Annotated in this window: 15 protein-coding genes; 7 read left to right on the top strand and 8 right to left on the bottom strand. The window is 63.6% G+C overall.

From position 1 onward, the window contains the following. Positions 1-253: 253 nt before the first annotated feature. Together OCK01_RS05015 and OCK01_RS05010 are read right to left on the bottom strand one after the other, a co-directional pair. The gene (locus OCK01_RS05015; protein ID WP_263822941.1) at positions 254-2,104 is read right to left on the bottom strand and encodes a DEAD/DEAH box helicase; all 1,851 of its coding nucleotides are present in this window, start codon (positions 2,102-2,104) and stop codon (positions 254-256) included. Positions 2,105-2,476: 372 nt separating this feature from the next. Then, entirely contained in the window at positions 2,477-4,030 is a 1,554-nt protein-coding gene (locus OCK01_RS05010) for a trimethylamine methyltransferase family protein (RefSeq protein WP_412178966.1), read from the bottom strand. A 338-nt stretch (positions 4,031-4,368) separates the two neighbouring features. Between OCK01_RS05010 and OCK01_RS05005 the strand changes: the two genes are divergently transcribed. The 5 genes from OCK01_RS05005 to OCK01_RS04985 all read left to right on the top strand — a co-directional run bounded on the left by OCK01_RS05005 (position 4,369) and on the right by OCK01_RS04985 (position 12,190). After that, on the top strand, positions 4,369-7,968 hold the full coding sequence (locus tag OCK01_RS05005) for a response regulator (protein WP_263822939.1): 3,600 nt from the start codon (positions 4,369-4,371) through the stop codon (positions 7,966-7,968). 93 nt (positions 7,969-8,061) lie between these two features. Further along, positions 8,062-8,649: an NnrU family protein gene (locus OCK01_RS05000; RefSeq protein ID WP_263822938.1), complete on the top strand. Its 588-nt coding sequence runs from the start codon at positions 8,062-8,064 to the stop codon at positions 8,647-8,649. Positions 8,650-8,750: 101 nt separating this feature from the next. Continuing rightward, the gene (locus OCK01_RS04995; RefSeq protein ID WP_263823162.1) at positions 8,751-9,422 is read left to right on the top strand and encodes a tetratricopeptide repeat protein; all 672 of its coding nucleotides are present in this window, start codon (positions 8,751-8,753) and stop codon (positions 9,420-9,422) included. Between the two features lie 31 nt (positions 9,423-9,453). Further along, the gene (der, locus tag OCK01_RS04990) at positions 9,454-10,881 is read left to right on the top strand and encodes a ribosome biogenesis GTPase Der (RefSeq protein ID WP_263822937.1); all 1,428 of its coding nucleotides are present in this window, start codon (positions 9,454-9,456) and stop codon (positions 10,879-10,881) included. 46 nt (positions 10,882-10,927) lie between these two features. Next, positions 10,928-12,190, top strand: coding sequence for a trans-sulfuration enzyme family protein (locus OCK01_RS04985; protein WP_263822936.1), 1,263 nt, complete (start codon positions 10,928-10,930; stop codon positions 12,188-12,190). On the opposite strand, the gene OCK01_RS04980 is transcribed toward OCK01_RS04985, so the two are convergent. Both OCK01_RS04980 and OCK01_RS04975 read right to left on the bottom strand, forming a co-directional pair. Further along, positions 12,157-13,227: a glycosyltransferase family 4 protein gene (locus OCK01_RS04980; protein WP_263822935.1), complete on the bottom strand. Its 1,071-nt coding sequence runs from the start codon at positions 13,225-13,227 to the stop codon at positions 12,157-12,159. The genes OCK01_RS04985 and OCK01_RS04980 overlap by 34 nt on opposite strands. 86 nt (positions 13,228-13,313) lie before the next feature. Beyond that, positions 13,314-14,222 (bottom strand): sugar kinase, encoded by a 909-nt coding sequence (locus tag OCK01_RS04975; RefSeq protein WP_263822934.1) that lies wholly within the window; start codon positions 14,220-14,222, stop codon positions 13,314-13,316. A gap of 104 nt (positions 14,223-14,326) precedes the next feature. Here OCK01_RS04975 and OCK01_RS04970 point away from each other — a divergent pair, with 104 nt between their 5' ends. Further along, a complete protein-coding gene (locus OCK01_RS04970; protein WP_263822933.1) occupies positions 14,327-15,982 on the top strand; it encodes an alpha-glucosidase in 1,656 nt (551 codons plus the stop codon). 285 nt (positions 15,983-16,267) lie between these two features. After that, the gene (locus OCK01_RS04965; RefSeq protein WP_263822932.1) at positions 16,268-17,245 is read left to right on the top strand and encodes a polysaccharide deacetylase; all 978 of its coding nucleotides are present in this window, start codon (positions 16,268-16,270) and stop codon (positions 17,243-17,245) included. Here OCK01_RS04965 and sbmA read toward each other — a convergent pair. The 4 genes from sbmA to OCK01_RS04945 form a co-directional block, all read right to left on the bottom strand. Beyond that, a complete protein-coding gene (sbmA, locus tag OCK01_RS04960) occupies positions 17,242-18,495 on the bottom strand; it encodes a peptide antibiotic transporter SbmA (protein ID WP_263822931.1) in 1,254 nt (417 codons plus the stop codon). The two genes, OCK01_RS04965 and sbmA, sit on opposite strands and share 4 nt — an antisense overlap. 125 nt (positions 18,496-18,620) lie before the next feature. After that, positions 18,621-19,799 carry an MFS transporter gene (locus OCK01_RS04955; protein WP_263822930.1) on the bottom strand — a complete coding sequence of 393 codons (1,179 nt, stop codon included), beginning with the start codon at positions 19,797-19,799 and terminating at the stop codon, positions 18,621-18,623. A gap of 145 nt (positions 19,800-19,944) precedes the next feature. Further along, the gene (locus tag OCK01_RS04950) at positions 19,945-20,427 is read right to left on the bottom strand and encodes a general stress protein (protein ID WP_263822929.1); all 483 of its coding nucleotides are present in this window, start codon (positions 20,425-20,427) and stop codon (positions 19,945-19,947) included. Between the two features lie 30 nt (positions 20,428-20,457). Beyond that, positions 20,458-20,787, bottom strand: coding sequence for a hypothetical protein (locus tag OCK01_RS04945; protein WP_263822928.1), 330 nt, complete (start codon positions 20,785-20,787; stop codon positions 20,458-20,460). Positions 20,788-20,807 lie beyond the last annotated feature (20 nt).

Genomic DNA, 20,807 nt, shown 5'->3' with positions numbered 1-20,807 from the left:
TCCCACTCAATTTGAGGAATGTTTGCGATAAATGAGTAAAATATTATTTAATTATGCAATAAAATCATACAATTGAAAAAAAGTCGTCGCGCAAGAAATGCGAGTGTCGGGGCAGCCTCGAGGGAGTTCTCCCGACACAAACCGGCAGCCGACCTGACGTCCGCAGGCAATTCGGAGGATAGCCCGAGTTCACGCCGCATACGAAAACGGGGGCGTCGCCGCCCCCGTCACAGTCCTCGTCATAAACTCGAATTCAACCGCGGGATTGGCCCTTGGCGCGGTTGGGGCGGCCGCCGTTCGGCCGGCCGTCGCGCTTTGCGCCCTGATGCGGCTTTGCGCCTTCGGGGCGCGCGTCGCCATGGGGACGGCGGTCGCGCTGCTGCGGGCGCTCCTCAGTCAGCAGATTGGCGTCTTCGGCGTAGCCGGCGAAGCGAGCCGGGCTGTGGCGCGAGGCGCCCGGAGCAGGCTTGGCGTCGCGGCGCGGGCCGCGATTGTCGCCTTCGGGACGCGGACCGCGATTTTCCGGGCGGGGGCCGCGGCCTTCGGGACGACGCTCGCCGTTCTGGCCCTGGCGGGCAGGACGTCCCTCATGGTCGCGCTTGCCTTCCGGACGACGGTCGCCGCGGGCCGGGCGTTCGCCCGTGACTTCGCTGCGGTCGCGCACCGGGCGGAATTCGCCGCCGTTCAATTCCTCGACTTCCGAGAAGCTCGAACGCGGCTGGCGCTGCGGGCGATCGCGACGCGGGCCACGCTCGTTGCGCTGTCCATCCTGGGCGCGCGGCTTGCGGGCGGGGCGTTCGCCGTCGTTCGGTTCGATTTCTGTCACTTCGGCGAAAGAGCCGCGGGCGATGGCCTGTTCACGGCGTTCGCTCGCCTGTTCACGGGCCTCGCGCGGCGCGCGGCTTTCGGGCCGGCGACCGCGATGGCTTTCGCCGCCGCCCTTCTTCTTGCCCTGCCACTCCGGACGTTCGCCCGAAGCGACCGGCACCGGCTGGCCCATCAGCTTTTCGATGTCGTAGAGCATCTTGAGTTCATCGGGCGCGCAGAAGGCGATGGCGATGCCCTCGCGGCCGGCGCGAGCCGTGCGGCCGATGCGGTGGACATAGGTGTCGGCCACGGTCGGGAGATCGTAATTGTAGACATGGCTGACGCCGGGCACGTCGATGCCGCGGGCGGCGACGTCGGTGGCGACCAGCGTGCGGATGTCGCCGTCACGGAAGCCTTTGAGCGCGCGGTCGCGCTGACCCTGGCTCTTGTTGCCATGGATGGAGGCGACGGAGAAGCCGGTCTGGTCGAGATGCTTCATCAGCTTCTCGGCGCCGTGCTTGGTCTTGCAGAACACCAGGTTCAGCGCGTCCTTGCCGTTGGCGCGCAGCTCTTCCTTGAGAAGCGCGGTCTTGTGGTCGCGGCCGAGCACGAAATGCACCTTCTGGACCACCTTGTCGGCGGCCTTGCCGGGAGGCGTCACGGACACTTCTTCCGGATCATGCAGATAATCGCCGGCGAGTTCGGCGATGGCCTGCGGCATGGTGGCGGAGAACAGCATGGTCTGGCGACGCTTGGGCACCAGCTTCACGATCTTCTTGAGATCATGGACAAAGCCGAGGTCCATCATCTGGTCGGCTTCGTCGAGAACGAGATAGCGAACGGCAGAAAGGTTGAGCGCGCGGCGATTGCAGAGGTCGAGCAGACGGCCCGGCGTGGCGATCAGGATGTCGACGCCCTTTTCCAGGATCTTGGACTGGACGTTGATCGAGGCGCCGCCGACCACAGAGGTCTGCTTGAGCGGCGACTTGCGGGTGAAGACCTTGATGCTTTCGCCGATCTGGTTGACGAGTTCGCGGGTGGGCGCGAGGATCAAAGCGCGGCAGGCCTTGGGCTCGGCCTTGACGCCTTCCTTGATGAGACGGGCGATGATGGGAAGGCCGAAGCCGAGAGTCTTGCCGGTGCCGGTCTGGGCGAGGCCGATGATGTCGCGGCCTTCGAGCGCCAGCGGAATGGCCTTGGCCTGGATCGGGGTCGGCGTGGTGAAGCCGGTTTCAGTCAGTGTGTTGAGAAGATATTGCGAGAGGCCGAGCGTTTCAAAGCTGGTCGTAGTGGTCACAGTCAGTCTACCTTTCGGGGGCCAAACGGCTCCGCCGGAAAGACATCATTGTCCATCCGGTGCGTCTGGCTCAAGAACCCCGCGTGACATGGGAACTTGTTGTTCGTTTATGAAATTCGCTTTCCGGCGCATCGAACGCATCGGGCGTTCGAGACCGCGCTTTGCCTTTATTGATCGACGCTCACCGGTTCCCCCATAACGAGGGCTCTCATCCGTGGTCGTGCGGGCAGCTCACGCGGCGCCCTTCAGGGGAAAGCTGGCCTGCATGTCGTGTATTTCACGATGAAAGTCAAGGACTGTTTCGCATGTGCGATATGCGCAGGGCGCAGATCGCGGCGCTGGTCGCCGCGATCGAGCTTCGGGGCCCGCCGATCAGAAGTCGGTCGGCACGCCGCCTTCCGCCTTGCGGCGGGCGACGAAAGCGTCGAGTTCTTCCTCGATGGCCGGATCGAGGGCCGGCTGCTCATAGGCGGCGAGCTTCTCCTTCCAGACGCGGTTGGCGTGCTGGAATGTCGTTGGGCTGCCGGCCTCGACCCAGGTCTCGTTGTTGCGCCAGTCAGACAGGATCGGCGAGTAGAAGGCGGTCTCATAGCGCGACAGCGTATGCGCCGTGCCGAAGTAATGGCCGCCGGGTCCGACATCGCGGATTGCGTCCAATCCGAGCGCATCGTCGGAGACGTCGAGCGGTTTCAGGAATTCCGCCACCATCTGCAAGAGATCGACGTCGAGGATGAATTTCTCGTAGGAGGCCGTCAGGCCGCCCTCGGTCCAGCCGGCCGAATGCATGATGAAATTGCCGCCGCCTTCGACGACGCCCCAGAGGGAGAACACCGATTCATAGGCGGCCTGCGCGTCGAGCGTGTTCGCGGCATTGGTGTTGGAGGTGCGGTAGGGGAAACCATAGCGACGGGCGAGCTGGCCGCCGGCGATCACCGCCTTCATATATTCGGGTGTGCCGAAGGCGGGGGCGCCGGTCTTCATGTCGACATTGGAGGTGAAGCCGCCATAGACGGCGGGCGCGCCGCGGCGAACCATCTGGGTAAACGCGATGCCGCACAGCGCTTCGGCGTTCTGCTGCACGACGGCGCCGGCGATCGTCACCGGAGCCATGGCGCCGGCCAGGGTGAAGGGAGTGAGGATGACCACCTGGTTGCGCGAGGACATTTCGATGATGCCTTGCAGCATCGGTCCATCCAGGCGCAGCGGCGACGACGAATTGATGATGGTGAAGAGCGAAGGCTCGCGCTCCATCTGCTCCCAGCTGATGCCGCGGCCGATGCGGGCGATCTCCAGCGCGTCCTCGTTGCGCTGCTTGCCGAGCGAATAGGCGTGGAAGGGCTTGTCGGTCAGCTTCACCATGTCGGACAGGCAGTCGAGATGGCGAACCGAGGCGTGGATATCGACCGGCTCGACAGGGTAACCGCCGGTGGTGTGGATGATGTCGTAGCACTGGGCGAGCTTGACGAGATTGCGATAGTCGGCCTGGTTGCCGGTGCGGCGGCCGCCATCCATGTCGGAGACGAAGGGCGCCGACGCGATCTGGGCGAAGACCAGGTTGTTGCCGCCCATTTTCACATGCCGCTGCGGATTGCGGGCATGCAGCGTAAATTCCTTCGGCACGGTGGCGATCATGTCCATGATCAGGCCGCGATCGAAGCGAACGCGCTCGGAGCCTTCGGTCACCTGGGCGCCATGGGCTTTCATGATTTCGCGCGCCTCGGGCAGCATGATGTCCATGCCGATTTCTTCGAGCACCGTCAGCGAGGCGTTATGGATGGCTTCCAGCTGATCGGCGGACAGGAGTTCGGTGCGCGGCCGGTCGTTGACGAGATTGAGATAGGACGGGCCCGTGGAGCGACGCGAGCGGTCTCCGCCCCTGCCGCCGGCGCGACGGCGACGGCCTTCGCCGGATGCGTCCTCTTGCATGATGACTGCCTGTGTGCCTTCCGCGCTCATGTCGTTCTCGCTTTTTGTCATTGCCTCACCGGGCGCGAACGGCGCCGCTCCCGCCTGCGGGGACAGGGCCTCGCCGGCTCACGGCATCATGTCAAACGCGGCTTCGGGACCCGCTTGTAAAAGCGACAGAAAAACGGCGCGGCTTGCCGCGCAAAGACCAGCGCCTGTTCTGCTTGCGGCAGTTGCAGAAAACGGTGGTTGCGCGGCGAAAATCCGTCAACGGCACAAAAAACCAATATGGTTCACCTCTTATTAAACGGCCTGCTGATAAAAAACGGCGATGATTTGCGCCGGCGCCGGAGAGATATGTGCGGCATTCTGAGGATCCATTGCTGAGGACGGTCTGCGATCGGGTTCTCGAACTCGACGCGCCCGCCTTCGTCAAGGACGGGGAACTCAGATATGTCGCGGTCAACGAGGCCTTTGCGCGCCTGTTCGACGTAAAGCCGGAAGAGCTCCGCGGGCGAACGGGCCGCGATGTCGGTCTCGACGCCGGTCTCGACCTGCATGACAAGGAACGGTCCTGCGTCGTGTTCGGCGACGAGCAGACCAGCCATTATCTCGATCCGGCGGGCAAGGGCTTCTTCCACATCGAGCTCGAGCGTTTCGAGCTCAATGACGGGCGGTTCTTCCTCTACTGTCGCTTTGCGCCTCAAGCGGACAAGAAAGGCGACATCCAGATCCCTGCAGCGGCATGGGCTCCGGAAATCGACCTCGGCCAATTCGATTCGATCCTCGACATTCTCGATGTCGGCGTGGTGCTCTGGTCGCCGGACGGGTGTCTCGCTTACGCCAACGAGCGGCTCTGGGCCTTCTATTCCGGCATAGACGGGCTGAAGGTCGGCATCGGCTTTCGCGACTTCAGCAGCCGGATGTACGACTATTTCGCCCGTATCTGGCCCGACGCCTATCCGCCGAACGAAGACGCCAAACAGGACTGGATCGAGACGCGGGTCGAATGGCATTCGCGCGACGTCGCGGCCGATCAGGTTCTGCTGCCGAACGGTCGCCATATCCAGTTCATGAACCGTCGTCTGGCCGACGGCTCCGTGCTCGGCATGCGGATCGACGTCACGGATATGAAGCGGCGCGAAGATCTGCTCGACCAGCACGTCCAGGAGATCTCGCTCTATCGGGAACTCCTCGACCGCCTGCCGGTCGCGACGTTCGCGCGCGACACGGAGCACAAGCTCGTCTACGCCAACAGACGGTTCAGCGAATTATGGGGCCTGGATCCTGACAAACTGATCGGCCTGACCGAACACGAGATGTTTCCCCCCGAACGGGCCGACTACCTCGCCGCATCCAACGCCATGACCCTGAGCGAAGGCGAGACCGTCCAGCATGAAATCGACATTCCGGTCCGCGACAGCATTCTCCGCGGCATGGCGCGAACGGATCTCATCCGCACCGAGCGCGGCTTGACCTTTCTCGTCGGCGCCATCACCGACATAACGGGTTTGCGCCAGCGCGAGTTGATGCTGGAAGAGGCGTCGCGCAAGACGACGGATCTGCTGAAGGACATCGAAGACATCATCTCCAACATCGACGTCGGCATCCTCGTGCTGGATTCGTCGCTGAACATTCAGATGATGAACGAGGCCTATCATCGGCATCTCTGGAAGGACATGCCGCGCGACAGGCTCGACGGCCTGAAGGGACAGTCGTTCACCGTTCTCCTCGAAGAGAGTCATCGTCGTCTGGGCATCGAGACGCCGTGGGAGGATTATCGTCGACAGCGTCTGACCGAAATTCAGTCTTCGCCCATCGCGCCGCGCGAAATCGTGCTGCATGACGGCATGAGCTATCTCTATTCCAGCATCCATCTGTCGCGCGGGCGGATCATGCTCTGCTATTTCGACGTCACCGATCTGCGGCGCCGCGACCAGGAAGTGAGCGAAGCGCGCGCCGAGGTGGACAGCGCCTATCGACTGATCAAGAATGCGACCGAAACGATGCCGCAGGGCGTCTGCGTCATCGAGAACGACCAGATCGTCTTCGCCAACAACGCGCTGGCCCGCATCTTCGAGGTGCCCGTGGACGCGGTCGCCGTCGGCAACGACTGGCGCGTCGGCTTCGACGCGATTCCGCTCGGCGGCGACGACGAGGACCCCGTCATGCTGCGGCGGGAAGCCGAGCAGGCCATCGGCAGCCGCCGCGATTTCACGCGTCTCTACCAGTTGCAAAGCGGCCGCTGGTTCAAGGTCGAGCTGCGCTGGAGCGACGCTCAGGGCGTCATGCTGGTTTCCGACCAGACCCGCACCGTCGAGCGCGAGAGCGAACTGCAGCGGCTCGTGGCGAAAGCCGAGACCGCCGACAAGGTCAAATCCGAATTCCTCGCCAATATCGGCGTGGAATTCCGCACGCCGCTCAACGGCATTCTCGGCATGGCGGAATTGCTCGGCAAATCGCCGCTCGACACCCGCCAGCGCGCCTTCATCGAAATCATTCAGAAATCCGGCAAGGCGTTGATGGCGATCATCAACGACATCATCGAATTCTCCAAGCTGGATTCCGGCCATATCCAGCTGAAATACGCGGCCTTCAATCCGGCCGAAGCCCTGGACGATGTCGCAACCCTGTTCGCGAGCCGCGCCGGCGAGAAGGATCTCGAGTTGATCGTCGAGCGCAAGGGCGAGTTGCCGGCCAAGGTGATGGGCGACGCCGGGCGCTTTCGCCAGGTGCTCACCAATCTCATCTCCAACGCCATTCAGTTCACCGACCGCGGCTATGTGCTCGCCTCGGTGCAGACGACGCCGGACAGCGCCGGCAATGTCATCCTGCAGGTCCGCGTCGAGGACACCGGCGTCGGCATTCCCGCCGAGAAACTCGATACGATCTTCGACAAGTTCTCGCAGATCGACCTGTCCATCTCCCGCACGGCCGGGTCCGGCCTCGGCCTGGCCATCGCCCAGCGCCTGGCGCAGATTCAGGGCGGGGTGATCACCGTCCACAGCGTCGAGGGCGTCGGCACCGAATTTTCCTTCGCCTTGCCGGCGCAGGTGGCGGCGGAGAGCCGCCGACAGGAGCCGCTGCCCGCCGATCTCGCCGGCGCGCGCATCGTTGTCATCGACGATCACGAGCAGACCCGCACCATACTCTGCGACAACATCGCCGGCTGGGGCTTCGATTGCGTCGGCGCGGCTGATGCGCTGACCGGCTATTCGATCATCCGCACGGCTTTCGAAAGCGGCCTGCCCGTCGATGCGATCGTGGTCGACGAAACCATGCCCGGCGAAAGCGGCTGCGATCTCGTCGAGAAGCTCCGCGCCGAAGCCGATTACGCCGGTCTGCCGGTGATCATGCTCGCGTCGGGCGAGCTCGCAAGCGGCGCTCCCGCCGCCTCGATCCCGGTCGACGCCTATCTTCCCAAGCCGGTGCGCATGCCGGTTCTCCGCGCCACGGTGATCGACGTCATCCGGGCGCGGCGGTCGACCCACGGCGTGACCCCCGTTGCGATCGAGGCGGCCGAGGCCCCCCGCGACGCCGAATGCGGACCCGACGTGCTGGTGATAGAGGACAACGACATCAACCGGATCTTCTTCGAACAGATACTCTCCGAAGCCGGCCTGACGCGCCGCATCGTCGCCGACGCCGCATCGGCCGAGACCGCCTGGCGCGAGAAACGTCCAGCGCTGACGTTGATGGATCTGACGCTGCCCGACGCGACGGGCCAGGCGCTGTTGTCGCGCCTGCGCGATCTCGATGCGGCGATCTATGGCGATGCGCCGCCGCTGATCATCGGCGTGGCGAGCCGAGGCGACGACGCCTGCCTGCAGGCCTGCCTGGCGGACGGCATGATCGACAGCATCGCAAAGCCGATGACGCCGGACAGGGTGATCGAGAAAATCCGCCAGCACGCGCCGGCACTGCTGGCGTTCTCGGAACGGGACGCGGCCTCCGGCTGACGACGCGACATTTTCGGCTTTTGCCCCCGGCCCGAAAATCATCTAGGAGTCGCGCGAACGCCGCCGATGGCGGCCTGTCGCTGGGGAATGATCATGCTTGTTTTTCTGCTTGGACTCGTATCGTTTGTCGGACTGCATCTCATGCAAGCCGTCGCGCCTGGCGTGCGAGACGCGGCGGTGGCGGCGTTGGGACGACCCGTCTATCGCATCGCGCATTCGGTTCTGTCGATCGCCACGCTCTGTCTGCTGATCTACGGTTTCGGCCAGGCGCGCCAGGAGACGGGCGTGCTCTATTATCCGCCGGTCTTCTTCAGCCATATCACGCTGACCCTGATGCTGATTGCGGTGATCTTGCTCGTCTCGGCTTTCCTGCCCGCCGGCTATATCGCGGCGAAAACCAAGCATCCGATGGTGACGGCGGTGAAGATCTGGGCCTTCGCCCATCTTCTGGCCAATGGCGAGACGGTGCAGGTGATCCTGTTCGCCGCCTTCCTCGCCTGGGCGGTCGTCGTCCGGATTTCCTACAAGAAGCGCATGGCGCGCGGTGAAGCGCTGCCGCGTCCTTATAAACCCTGGAAATACGATATCGCCGCCGTGGTCATCGGTCTCCTCGTCTATGGCGCCATCGTCGTGAAGCTCCACACTCTGCTGATCGGCGTCCCCGTGATGGCGATGGGTTAACCCCCGAGAATCTCGGCGTCGCCCCCTTACATTGCCGCCGAAATCGGATAGAAGCGGCCTTTGATGCGAAACCCGCGCCAAGACGGATGTCCACGATGACCATGATGAACGACAATGAGAGTTTCATTCGCGAAGTGAACGAGGAGCTGCGCTCGGAACAGATGCGCAGCGTCTGGAAGCGTTTTGCGCCTCTCATCATCGGCGGCGCGGCTCTGATCGTCGTCGGCGTGGCCGGAACCACGGCCTGGCAATGGTGGGAAGGCAAACAGTCGTCCGCCTCGGGTGATCGCTTCCTGACGGCGCTCAAGGACGCCGGCGACAACCGTACAGCGGAAGCAGAAAAGGAACTCGCCGCTCTGTCGAAGGACGGCTTCGGCGCCTATCCGGTGCTGGCGCGCATGCGTCTCGCCACGCTGAAGGCGGAAAAGGGCGATGTGTCGGGCGCGGTCGCCGACTTCTCGTCCATCGGCAAGGATAGCGCCATTCCCGAGTCGATGCGGCATGTGGCCCGCTTGCGCGCCGCCTGGCTGTTGATCGACAGCGGCGATTACGCCAAGGTGGCGGCGGAAGTGGAAGAGCTCGCGACTCCGGCTTCGGCGATGCGCCACGGCGCGCGTGAGGCGCTAGGCCTGACCGCCTTTAAATCGGGCGATTACGCCAAGGCGCGCGATTGGCTGCAACTGATCGTCGACGACGCGAATGCGCCAGCCGGCGCGGCGAGCCGCGCGCGCACGCTACTCGCCTTGATCACGGCCAGCGGCAAGCTGTCCTGATCCCAACTATATTACTTGTCCGGAGCGGTTCATGAGTTTCACAGTGGCTATCGTCGGGCGTCCGAATGTCGGCAAATCCACGCTGTTCAACCGGCTGGTGGGCAAGAAGCTGGCGTTGGTCGACGACACGCCGGGCGTGACCCGCGACCGCAGGCCGGGCGACGCCAAGCTGATGGATCTGCGCTTCAGGATTATCGACACCGCCGGTCTCGAAGAAGCCGACGAGGAGTCGCTGGAAGGCCGCATGCGCCAGCAGACCGAACTCGCCATCGACGAGGCCGATATCACGCTGTTCGTGGTCGACGCCAAGATGGGCCTGACGCCCGTCGACAGCACGCTGGCCGAAATGCTGCGCCGTCGCGGCAAGCCGGTGGTGCTGGTCGCCAACAAGTCGGAAGCGCGCGGCTCCGACGCAGGCTTCTATGACGCCTACGGTCTCGGACTGGGCGAACCTTGCCCTATCTCGGCCGAACACGGCGAGGGCATGATCGACCTGCGCGACGCGATCGTTGCGGCGATCGGCGAGGAGCGCGCCTTCGAAGAGGACGACGTCGCCGAAACCGATGTCGCCGTGCCGAGGGACGATGTCGACGACATCGAGGACGAGGATTACGAGCCGGAATATGACGACACCAAGCCGCTGCGCATCGCGGTCGTCGGTCGTCCGAACGCCGGCAAGTCGACGCTGATCAACCGTTTCCTCGGCGAAGACCGGCTGCTGACCGGTCCGGAAGCCGGCATCACCCGCGATTCCATTTCGGTGGAATGGGATTGGCGCGGCCGCAAGATCAAGATGTTCGACACCGCCGGCATGCGCCGCCGCTCGCGCATCACCGAAAAGCTGGAAAAGCTGTCGGTCGCCGACACGCTGCGCGCCGTGCGCTTCGCCGAGACCGTGGTCATCGTCTTCGACGCCACGATCCCGTTCGAGAAGCAGGATCTGCACATCGTCGACTTCGTCATCAAGGAAGGCCGCGCCGCCGTGCTCGCCTTCAACAAGTGGGATCTGATAGAAGATCGCCAGGCGGTGCTCGCCGATCTCCGCGAAAAGACCGAGCGTCTCCTGCCGCAGGCGCGCGGCATCCGCGCCATCACCGTCTCGGGTCAGACGGGTGACGGGCTCGACCGGTTGATGCAGGCGATCGTCGACACCGACAAGATCTGGAACAAGCGCATCTCGACCGCCAAGCTCAATCGCTGGCTCGATTACCAGACCCAGGGTCATCCGCCACCGGCAGTGTCCGGCCGCCGCATTCGCCTCAAATATATGACACAGGTGAAATCGCGTCCGCCGGGCTTCATGATCTCCTGCTCGCGCCCGGAAGCGCTGCCGGAAAGCTATACGCGTTATCTGATCAACGGCTTGCGCCAGGATTTCGGTCTCGCCGGCGTGCCGATCCGGATCTTCTACCGGAGTTCCGTGAACCCGTTCGAGGGCAAGAAGAACAAGAGGGACTAGAGACGTCGACCCGACGTCTTCGACGCAAGGCATGGGAGGCTCTGGCGTGACCGAAACCGGCAAATTCACCACGCCGTCCCCCGAGGACATCCGCAACTGGCGGCCCGAAACGCGCGCCGTCGACGCGGGGCTTGCCATAGACCCCTCGACGGGCGCCATCGCCCCCAATCTCTCCGCGTCGGTCAACAACGCGCTGCTGCCGGGCGAGGGCGCGTTTTCCGCCGATGGCGTCGAGGATCTCGCCGATCTGCCCTATCTCTACGCCCGTTGGACCAATCCGACCGTGCGTCAATTGGAAATGCGGGTGGCGGCGCTCGAAAACGCCGAGGCCGCGCTGTGCTCGGCCACCGGCATGGCGGCGATCGCCGGCGTGTTCTTCACCTTCCTGAAAGCGGGCGACCATCTGGTGGTCTCCGATGTCTGCTATGCCGGCGCCACCGAACTCGCCCAGCGCATCCTGCCGGATTACGGCATCGCGGTGACGCCGGTGAACATGTCGCGGCTGGACGAGGTCGAGGCGGCTATCCGTCCCAATACCCGCCTCATCCATTGCGAAAGCCCTTGCAATCCTATCCTCAGGCTCACGGATCTCAGGGCGGTCGCCGACCTCGCCAAGTCGCGGGGAATCAAGGTGTCGGTCGATTCCACCTTCGCCACGCCCGTCGCCACCCGCCCGCTCGATCTCGGCGTCGACCTCGTCATTCATTCGCTGACCAAGTTCATGAACGGCCATGGCGATGCGCTGGGCGGCGCGGTCGCCGGCTCCAAGGCGGATATCGCCCGCATCCGCGCCCGCGCCGGCGTCTATCTCGGTGCGACGCTCTCGGCCCAGAACGCCTGGCTGATCCTCCGCGGAATCGACACGCTCTACGCCCGCATGCGGATGATTTCAGACAGCGCCATGAAGGTCGCCGCCTTCCTTGAAACTCATCCCGCCATCGAGCGGGTCATCTATCCCGGTCTCAACAGCCATCCGCAGAAAGCGCTGGCCGACAGGCAGATGGACATTGCCGGCGGCATGATCGGCTTCCGCGTCAATGGCGACCGGCAGGCGCATGCCATGGCGCTCGCCACGCGGCTGAAGGTGGCGCATTACGCCTTTTCACTCGGCCATCAGCGTTCGATCGTGGTGCTGCTCGACACCGAGGAGATGATGGCCTCGACCTTCCGTCTCAAGGGCGCTGCCCTGGAAGACTATAGACGCTTCGCCGGCGATGGGATTTTCCGCCTGTCGATCGGGCTCGAGGCGACGGAGGACCTGATTGCCGATTTCGATCAGGCGCTGCGCATCTCCAATCCCGGCGCGTAGGCCTTTTCGATCTCGTCGGGCGACACGCCATTGGCGCGCATGACATTTTCCAGGAATTGCCGTGTGGCCGCCTCCCAGGTGTAGGTTTCAGCCAGCGCGCGGGCCGCCTCGCGTGAGCAGTCGAGCGCCTTGAGGCAGGCCAGGCGGAGATCGGAATCGAGCGCGCCAGCTTTCGGATGCCCACCGAGAATGTCGGCCGGGCCGGTCACCGGATAGGCGGCCACCGGCGCGCCGGCGGCCAGCGCCTCCAGAATGACATTGCCGAATGTGTCTGTCTTGGATGGGAAGACGAAGACGTCGGCCTGGGCATAGTGTTCGGCGAGTTCCTGGCCGAATTTGGCGCCGGTGAACAGCGTATCCGGATAGGCCTTCTGCAGCTTTTCGCGCGCCGGGCCGTCGCCGACCACGACTTTCGAGCCGGGTAGGTCAAGAGCGAGGAAGGCCTCGATATTCTTCTCCACTGCGATGCGTCCTACCTGCATGAAGATCGGACGCGGCAGGCCGAAGGGTCGGTCTACGAGCGGCTGCGGCTGGTAGAGGCTGTGGTCAATGCCGCGCGACCATCGCTTGAGATTTCTAAAGCCGCGCGCCGTCAGTTCCGCTTCGAGGCTGGCGGTCGCCACCATGCAGACATTGCCGGCATTGTGGAAATTGCGCACCAGGCCATAGAGCAGGCTCGCCGGGATGGGGATGCGGGCCGTGACATATTCGGGAAAGCGGGTGTGATAGCTGGTGGAGAAGGGCATCCTGTTCTTCAGGCACCATTTGCGGGCGTAAAAGCCCAGCGGCCCCTCGGTGGCGATATGCACATAAGAGGGCTGGAACTTGTCGATTTCCTTCTCGACCGTCCGGTAACGCGTCAACGCGATGCGGATTTCGGGATAGGAGGGCAGGGGAATGTTGCGGAAGCGGTCGGGCGTGACCAGCATGATCTCATGACCCAGTCGCCGCATTTCGTCGATCGTATTGTCCAGCGAGCGGACAACCCCATTCACCTGCGGATGCCAGGCATCCGTGACAATCGTAATCTTGGCCATATCGCCTCACAGGCCGGAGAATCCGGCGTCGCCCAGGTTCTCCGGGCCTTGTGCGACCGGCGTGTTACAGGCGTGTGACGGGCGCGTCAGAGACCCAGAGTCTGCCTCGGGATCAGCGCGCCGCGGTGGCGGATGACTTCGGCCGCGAGACGCGCAGCGAAGCGCGCGGCCTCTTCCGGGATGTCGCCGGCCGCCAGACGGGCGAGATAGCCGCCATTGAAACTGTCGCCGGCCGAGGTCGTGTCGACGATGGTCTCGACGGATGCGGCGGGGACATGGATCTGCCGATCCGCCGTGACGATGGTCGCGCCTTTCGCGCCGTCCTTGACCAGCACCGTGTCCACGCCCAGGGTCCTGTAGCGGGCGACGGTCGCCGCGACGCCCGCGTCGCCGAAATAAGTCGCTTCGTCATCGAAGCCCGGCAGAACCAGCGAGGCTGTGCGGGCGCCGTGGGTAATGCTCTCGCGCATCTCGTCCAGCGAGGCCCAGAGGCGCGGGCGAAGATTGGGGTCGAAGGCCACCAGCTTGCCGGCGGCGCGGGCCTTCGCCATGCGCTCGATCAACCGCGCGCGGGCGTCGGGCGAGAGGATCGCCAGCGTGATGCCGGAGAAATAGACGATGTCGGAGGCGGCGATGGCCGCGTCGAGCGCGGCGGCGTCATCGGCCAGCCGTCTGGCGGCGGAGTTTGAGCGCCAATAGGAGAAGGATCGTTCGCCATCCTTGAGATGGATCATGTAGAGGCCGGGGCTGAGGCCCTGCAAACGCTGGATGAAACCGGTCTCGACGCCCGCATCGGCCATGAACCCCGCCATGTCGCTGGAGGCTTCATCGTCGCCGAGCGCGGTGAAATAGGCGACCGACCATTTCTCGGGCATGAAGGCCCGGGCGTACCAGGCGGTGTTGAACGTATCGCCGGCAAAGCCCTTGCGGAACGTGTCGCCGCCGAGGCTCGCAAGTTCGATCATGCATTCGCCGATGCACAGCAGTCGCGCCATTTTGACAAAATCCTCCACTAATCCCGATCGCGGTTTACGGAAGCGGCGGCAGCCGGTAAAGCGTAAAGACGTGTCAAATCTGGATTTACAGACGGAGACTTTGCATGGCGACTTCGGGTCCAATCAAAAAGAGCGGCGCAGACTGGTGGCGTGGGGCGGTGATCTATCAGATCTATCCGCGCTCCTACCAGGCGCCGGACGGATCCGGCAGCGGCACGATCAAGGGCATCACGCGGCGGCTGCCGCATATCGCCTCGCTCGGCGTCGACGCCATCTGGCTGTCGCCTTTCTTCAAGTCGCCGATGGCCGATATGGGCTATGACGTCTCCGATTACTGCGATGTCGATCCGCTGTTCGGCACGCTTGCCGATTTCGACGAGATGGTGGCGGAAGCCCATCGCCTCGGCCTCAAGGTGATGATCGACCAGGTGATCTCGCATTCGTCGGACCAGCATCCCTGGTTCAAGGAAAGCCGCACGAGCCGCGACAATCCCAAGGCCGACTGGTATATCTGGGCCGATCCCAAGCCCGACGGCACCGCGCCCAACAACTGGCTGTCGATCTTCGGCGGTCCGGCCTGGGAATGGGATGGCGTGCGCCGGCAATATTACATGCACAACTTCCTCACCTCGCAGCCCGACCTCAACTTCCACAATCCGGACGTCCAGGACGCGCTGCTCGACACGGTGAAATTCTGGCTGGAGCGCGGCGTCGACGGCTTTCGTCTCGACACGGTCAATTACTATTTCCACGACAAGACGCTGCGCGACAATCCGCCGATGCAGATCCAGGTGGAAGGGGCGGCGCAGGATGCGCCCGACACCAATCCCTACACCTATCAGAACCATCTCTACGACAAGACCCAGCCGGAGAATATCGAGTTTCTCAAGCGCCTGCGGGCGCTGCTCGACCAGTATGACGATCGCGCCACGGTGGGCGAAGTCGGCGACGGCTATCGCTCGCTGGAGACGGTGGCCGCCTATACCGCCGGCGACGACAAGCTGCATATGTGCTACACGTTCGACCTGTTGTCGCCCGACTTTTCCGCCGCCCATATCCGCAAATGCGTGACGGCGGTGGAAACGCAGGCCGCCAACGGCTGGATCTGCTGGGCCTTTTCGAACCACGACGTGCCGCGTCATGTCAGCCGCTTCATGGCGCCCGGCGACAGTCAGGACCGCGTCGCCAAGATCGCGCTCACCACGCTTTTGTCGTTGCGCGGCTCGGTCTGCCTCTATCAGGGCGAGGAACTCGGCCTGACCGAAGCCGATATCGCTTACGAGGACCTGCAGGACCCCTATGGCATGCGCTTCTGGCCGGCCTTCAAGGGTCGCGACGGATGCCGCACGCCGATGGTGTGGGATGCGGGCCAGCCCTATGGCGGCTTCTCGACCGTCAAACCCTGGTTGCCGGTGCCGGAGGAACACCGCATCCGCGCCGTCGACGCCCAGCAGGGCATGACGGGTTCGGTGCTGAGCCACTACCGCGACACGCTGGCCTTCCGCGCCGGCCATCCGGCCATGACCGAGGGCGATTTTCATTTCCTGCAGGTCAATCAGGATCTGCTCGCCTTCACCCGCCGCCAAGGCGATCAGGCGCTGCTGTTCGTCTTCAACCTGACGCGCGAGGCCCAGAGCTTCATCGTGCCCGACACCGTGTCGGTGAAGGAACAACTGGCGCTACCCGGCTTCAAGCCCGGCTTCGACGGCGCCATGGTCAAGCTCGACGGGTTCGACGCTTTCTGCGCGACGATCGGATGAGGTTGGCGCTGAGGGTGGGGCCACCCCCCCTCTGGCCTGCCGGCCATCTCCCCCTCAAGGGGGGGAGATTGACCTGTGGTAGCGCCTCGCTCCAACGATCTGCCGAGTTTGCGGCGTTGTCTACGTTTGAGGCGCAGGAAGACGATCCGCCCATCCAATCTCCCCCCTTGAGGGGGAGATGCCCGGCAGGGCAGAGGGGGGTAACCCCACGCAGCAGCTTCTCAATCATCAAATCACCCCATTTCCGGCGCAATCGGCTTTCCCCCTGAACTGCCCGGAATTGCCATGCGACTGAAATCCTGCCTCGCTCTCGCCGTTGCTCTCACCACTGCCCCGGCGCTCGCCGATCCGCCGCATCGGCCCAAGCAACTGGTGCTGATTTCCTTCGATGGCGCGCATGACAACAGGTTGTGGGAAAGGTCGCTGGCGCTGGGGAAACGGACCGGGGCGACGTTCACCTATTTCCTGTCCTGCACCTATCTCATCAATCCGGCCGACCGGAAAAGCTATCGCGCGCCGCATCACGCGGCGGGGAAATCGGCGACCGGTTGGGCGCTGACCGTGCCGGAGATCCAGGCGCGGCTCGGACATATCTGGCAGGCGCATCTCGATGGCCATGACATCGGCTCGCATGCCTGCGGTCATTTCGACGGCAAGGATTGGGCGCGGGCCGACTGGTCGGCGGAGTTCGACGCCTTCGACGATGCGCTTCTCAACGCCTGGGCCCGCAATGGCGTCGAGGACAAGGAGCCGGACGGCTGGGCCGACTTCGTGCGCAAGGACATCACCGGCTTTCGCGCGCCCTATCTCTCGACCAGCCCGGGTCTCGCGCCCGCGCTCTCCGATCACGGCTTCCGCTTCGACGCCAGCCTCGTCTCCAAGGGGCCGGCGGAGCCTGAGCGCGATGGCGGCCTGATGCGCTTCGCTCTGCCGCGCATTCCCGAGGGACCGGAGGGACGGCCGGTCATCGGCATGGACTACAATCTCTATGTCCGCCATTCCGGCGGGTTGAATTCGCCCGGCCGCGCCCGGCAATTCGAGGTGCGGACGCTTGCCGCCTTCCGCAACGCCTTCGAGACGCAATATCAGGGCAAGCGCATTCCGCTGCAGCTCGGCTTCCATTTCGTCGAGATGAACGGCGGCGCCTATTGGGATGCGCTGGAGACGTTTCTCGGCGAGACCTGCTCCAAAAATGACGTCGCCTGCGTGAGCTACACGCAGGCGATGGAGATGCGGGGGATGGCCGGCGCGAGCGGGCTTTAGACCTTCTCCTCTCCGCCGGATTCGATGAATTTCTGATCGAGCGAAGGCAGAGGCTCGTCATTCATGGCGGCTTCGAAGGCCTGGAGACGCTTGTAGATCGAGATCAGCTCGATCATCGTCGGCCAGCTGTTGACCAGATACTGGAAGGAACTGGTGACGTTGCCGAAAGCGTCCCGGATCTGCTGGAAAGCTCCGAAGGTGATGACGCCGGCCGCGAACGACGGCACGAGGATCAGGATCGGGAAGATGTTGTCCGTCTGAAGGTAGAGATATCGGAAGAAATTGAAGTAGCTGTAATGCCAGAACATTCGGAAGTTGTTCTTCCGGATATTCGCGAACAGCTCACGCACGGTCACGGGTTCTGCCCTCTCGGGCGAGTCTTCTCCGTAGACGAGTTCCTTACGATAGGCCGCTTCGACGCGCTGATTTTGAAACTCGAGGCCTGGCAGCTTGATACCGGCGACGATCATCAGAAGCGTACCGAAAATCGACCAGAAGATCGCCGCGAACATGAGCGGATGCGGGATCTCGCCGATGATCGGCAATTCCTTCACGTTCTCGGAAAGCGTCGCCAGGAGCGGCAGGTAGACGATCAGCGTCATAAACGAACCGATGAGGCTGGTGCCCAAGCCCTCAACGGTGCGCGAGAAGCGCATCGTGTCTTCCTGAATACGCTGTGACGCGCCTTCGAGATGGCGCACCTTGGTCCAGCGATCGTAGTAATAGTCGGTCATGGCATTGCGCCAGCGAAACAGATAGTGACTTGTGAAGAACAGCGTGAAGACCGCTGCCGTAATGCTGACGCTGGCGATCTGGAAAAACTTGAAGGCGCCGTAGTAGATTTCGGCCTGGCTGACCGTCCCCGGCTTGTTCAACGCTTCCACGATCATGTTGTAGAACGGGCCGCGCCAATAGGTGATGGCGACGCTCGTATCCACCGAGAAATAAGTGAAAAACGTGATGTAGATGCTGCCCCAGATCGACCATCTTTTCCACGGGTGATCGCCGCCGATGATGGTCCAGAAGACGCCGAAGCTGATCAGGAATGTCAGGAAATAGGCGTAGAAGAAGATGTTATCGGGGGTGACGAAGTAGCTGAGATCATCCGGCGGTGTGCCCGGTCGCGCCTGCATGCCCAACCATGCCTGGAGATCCGGAGCGATTGTGAACCAAACTGCGAGGCCGACCGCGAACCAGACGAAGGCAGCGATCAAAGCCAGCTTCGGTTTCGGGAAAAAGGATTCAAACAAGGCTGGGATCTCCGCTTGCCGGCTTTGCCGGACGTCATTTTCGCGCGACCCTAATAGAGTTCGATTCCGCTCGCAATGGCGGGCGAGCCGCCTAACGAGAATGTAATTTCCCGGTCAGGCTCCGGTCATTTTTCGCTCAGTCGCAGCGGCAGCGCGATCAGCGCCGAGAACGCCAGAGCGCCCGCCGCCAAGAGGCTCGGCAGGGTGAATCCGCCGCTCCATTCGGCGACGCTGCCCGCCACCAGCGGGCCGGCGATCTGGCCGAGGCCGAAAGCGGCGGTCATCAGGGCGAAGGCGCGGCGAGGACTGTCGGGGGCGAGATCGCGGGTGAGCCGCAGGCCGTAGGCGGTGATGACCATGAAGGTCGCCCCGAGCGCGACCCCGCCCAGCAAAGGCGCGACCGGTCCGCGCAGCAGCACCGAGGCTGCGACGCCCACGGCTTCCAGCGCGAGCGCGGCGAGATAGGCGCCGCCGAGACCCAGCCGCTGCATCAGCGGTCGCCAGGCGATCAGCGACAGCGTCGCGGCGCAGCCGGTGAGGAACCAGCTCAGGAATTCGACGCTTGCGCCGAGATTCGCGAGCCGGATCATCGCGACGATGAATGTGGCGGTGACGACATAGCCGAAGCCGAACAGGCCATAGGACAATACCAGCCTCGAGAACTGGCGCGTCCAGACGAGACGCGGCTCTCGCTGTGGCGCCGAAGAGCCTGAAACCATCGGCGGTAGAAGGACGAGGACCAGAACGAAGGCCGCAAGGCTGACCGCCCCGCCGGCCAGCCAATCGAGCCGCCAGGCGCCGGGTGCAATCCGGCCGAGCGCATAGACCAGCGCCGATGAGGCGGCGATGCCGACCCCGACGCCGCCGAAATGGGCGGACTGGATGCGTTCGCCGCCGATGCGGGCGGCATGGCCCAGCACCACGGAACTGGTGAAAATCATCGCAAAGGCGCTGGCGACGCCAGAGAGAAAGCGGATGAAGGTGAAGACCAGCACATTGTCGGTCGCGGCCATCAAAGCGAGGAGCACGGCATTGGCCGCAAGCGCCGCGAGCGCCGTTTGCCGCTCCCGTCCAGTCGCCCAATGGAGCGCGGCGAGCAGCGCTCCGACGAGATAGCCCGCGAAATTGCCTGCCGCGATCAGGCCCGATGCGCTGGCGCTCAGGCCGAGCTCCGAGATCATGCCCGGCAAGATGGGGGTGAAGGAAAAGCGGCCGAAACCCATGGCGGCCGCCATGGCGACAGCGCCGGACATGGCTGCGGCGCGCGCATGGTCGTCGCGAAAAACTGGAGAAGTCGAGGACATCATCGCCGGTCCTGTTGCAGTGCAGCGGATATGGTCCCGAGGGCCTGGCGTGACAAATGACAATTTGTGAAGCATGCATAACAATTTCGAAGGCCAAAACACGGATGGCGGCCGAAGCCGCCACCCTAGAGCCTCAATTCCCTGATCAGGGACGCGCCACCTGGGCGCGATAGCTGCTGCGATCCGGCCGGATCGCGGGGGCGGCGTCGAGCGGAAATGCCGCTTCTACGCCGCGCCAGCCTTCGTCGAGATAGAGCTTGCGACGGTCATCGGCGTCGATGGCGTCATGACGCGCCATGACACGCTTCACCTCGCCCTCGCGATCGTCGTGGATGCGAACCGCCAGCAGCACGCCGCCGCGCTTGACGCTCTCGGCATAGACATGCGCGTGGTCTTCGACCACATCTGCGCCGATCAGGCCGTTCAGAAGACCTTTGGCGCTGTTGAACATCGAGTTGAAAGCGGGCAGATCGCCGGCTTCCGCAGATTGCGCCTGGTCGAGGCGTTCCGCCTCGGCTTGACTGGTGATGACGGAAATATCATCCGAGGCGATGCCGGTCATCTTCAGCGCCGTCACGGTGTCCTGTGCTTGGGCGTAGGCGTCAAAAAGTCCTATCACGGTCTTCATCGGCGTTCCTTTCGTCCTGTTCACGAGGCTTCAATTGAGATCGATCCGTGGTCTCGCGGCTACCTTTCCCTGATTGTCCAGGCTCACATCGACGCGTCTTGCGCCTGATGTCGCCACTCCCCGCCACACGCCCTTGTTGTCGAGCCATAGCTCGCCGATCGCGACAAAGCCCATGGCTTCCATGCGGGCGCGCGCCTGCGCTTGCGAGTATGAACTTGTCCCTTGGTGCAAGCCAGGCGCCGGGATCGATCCGGTGGTTTCTTCCCTCGGGGCGAGCGTTTGCGCATGCGCCCCGCTGTAGAGTAGCAGCGATGACAGCGCCAACGCAAGCCGCGACGAGCGAATTGGGTCTATCATCATGAAAACCAAGCTCCCTTTTC

Source organism: Rhizobium sp. TRM95796 (genome assembly GCF_025779995.1).
Taxonomy (GTDB): Bacteria; Pseudomonadota; Alphaproteobacteria; order Rhizobiales; family Rhizobiaceae; genus Rhizobium_E.
The sequence above is the reverse complement of the archived record's forward strand: the minus strand, read 5'-3'. Positions and strand labels throughout refer to the sequence as shown.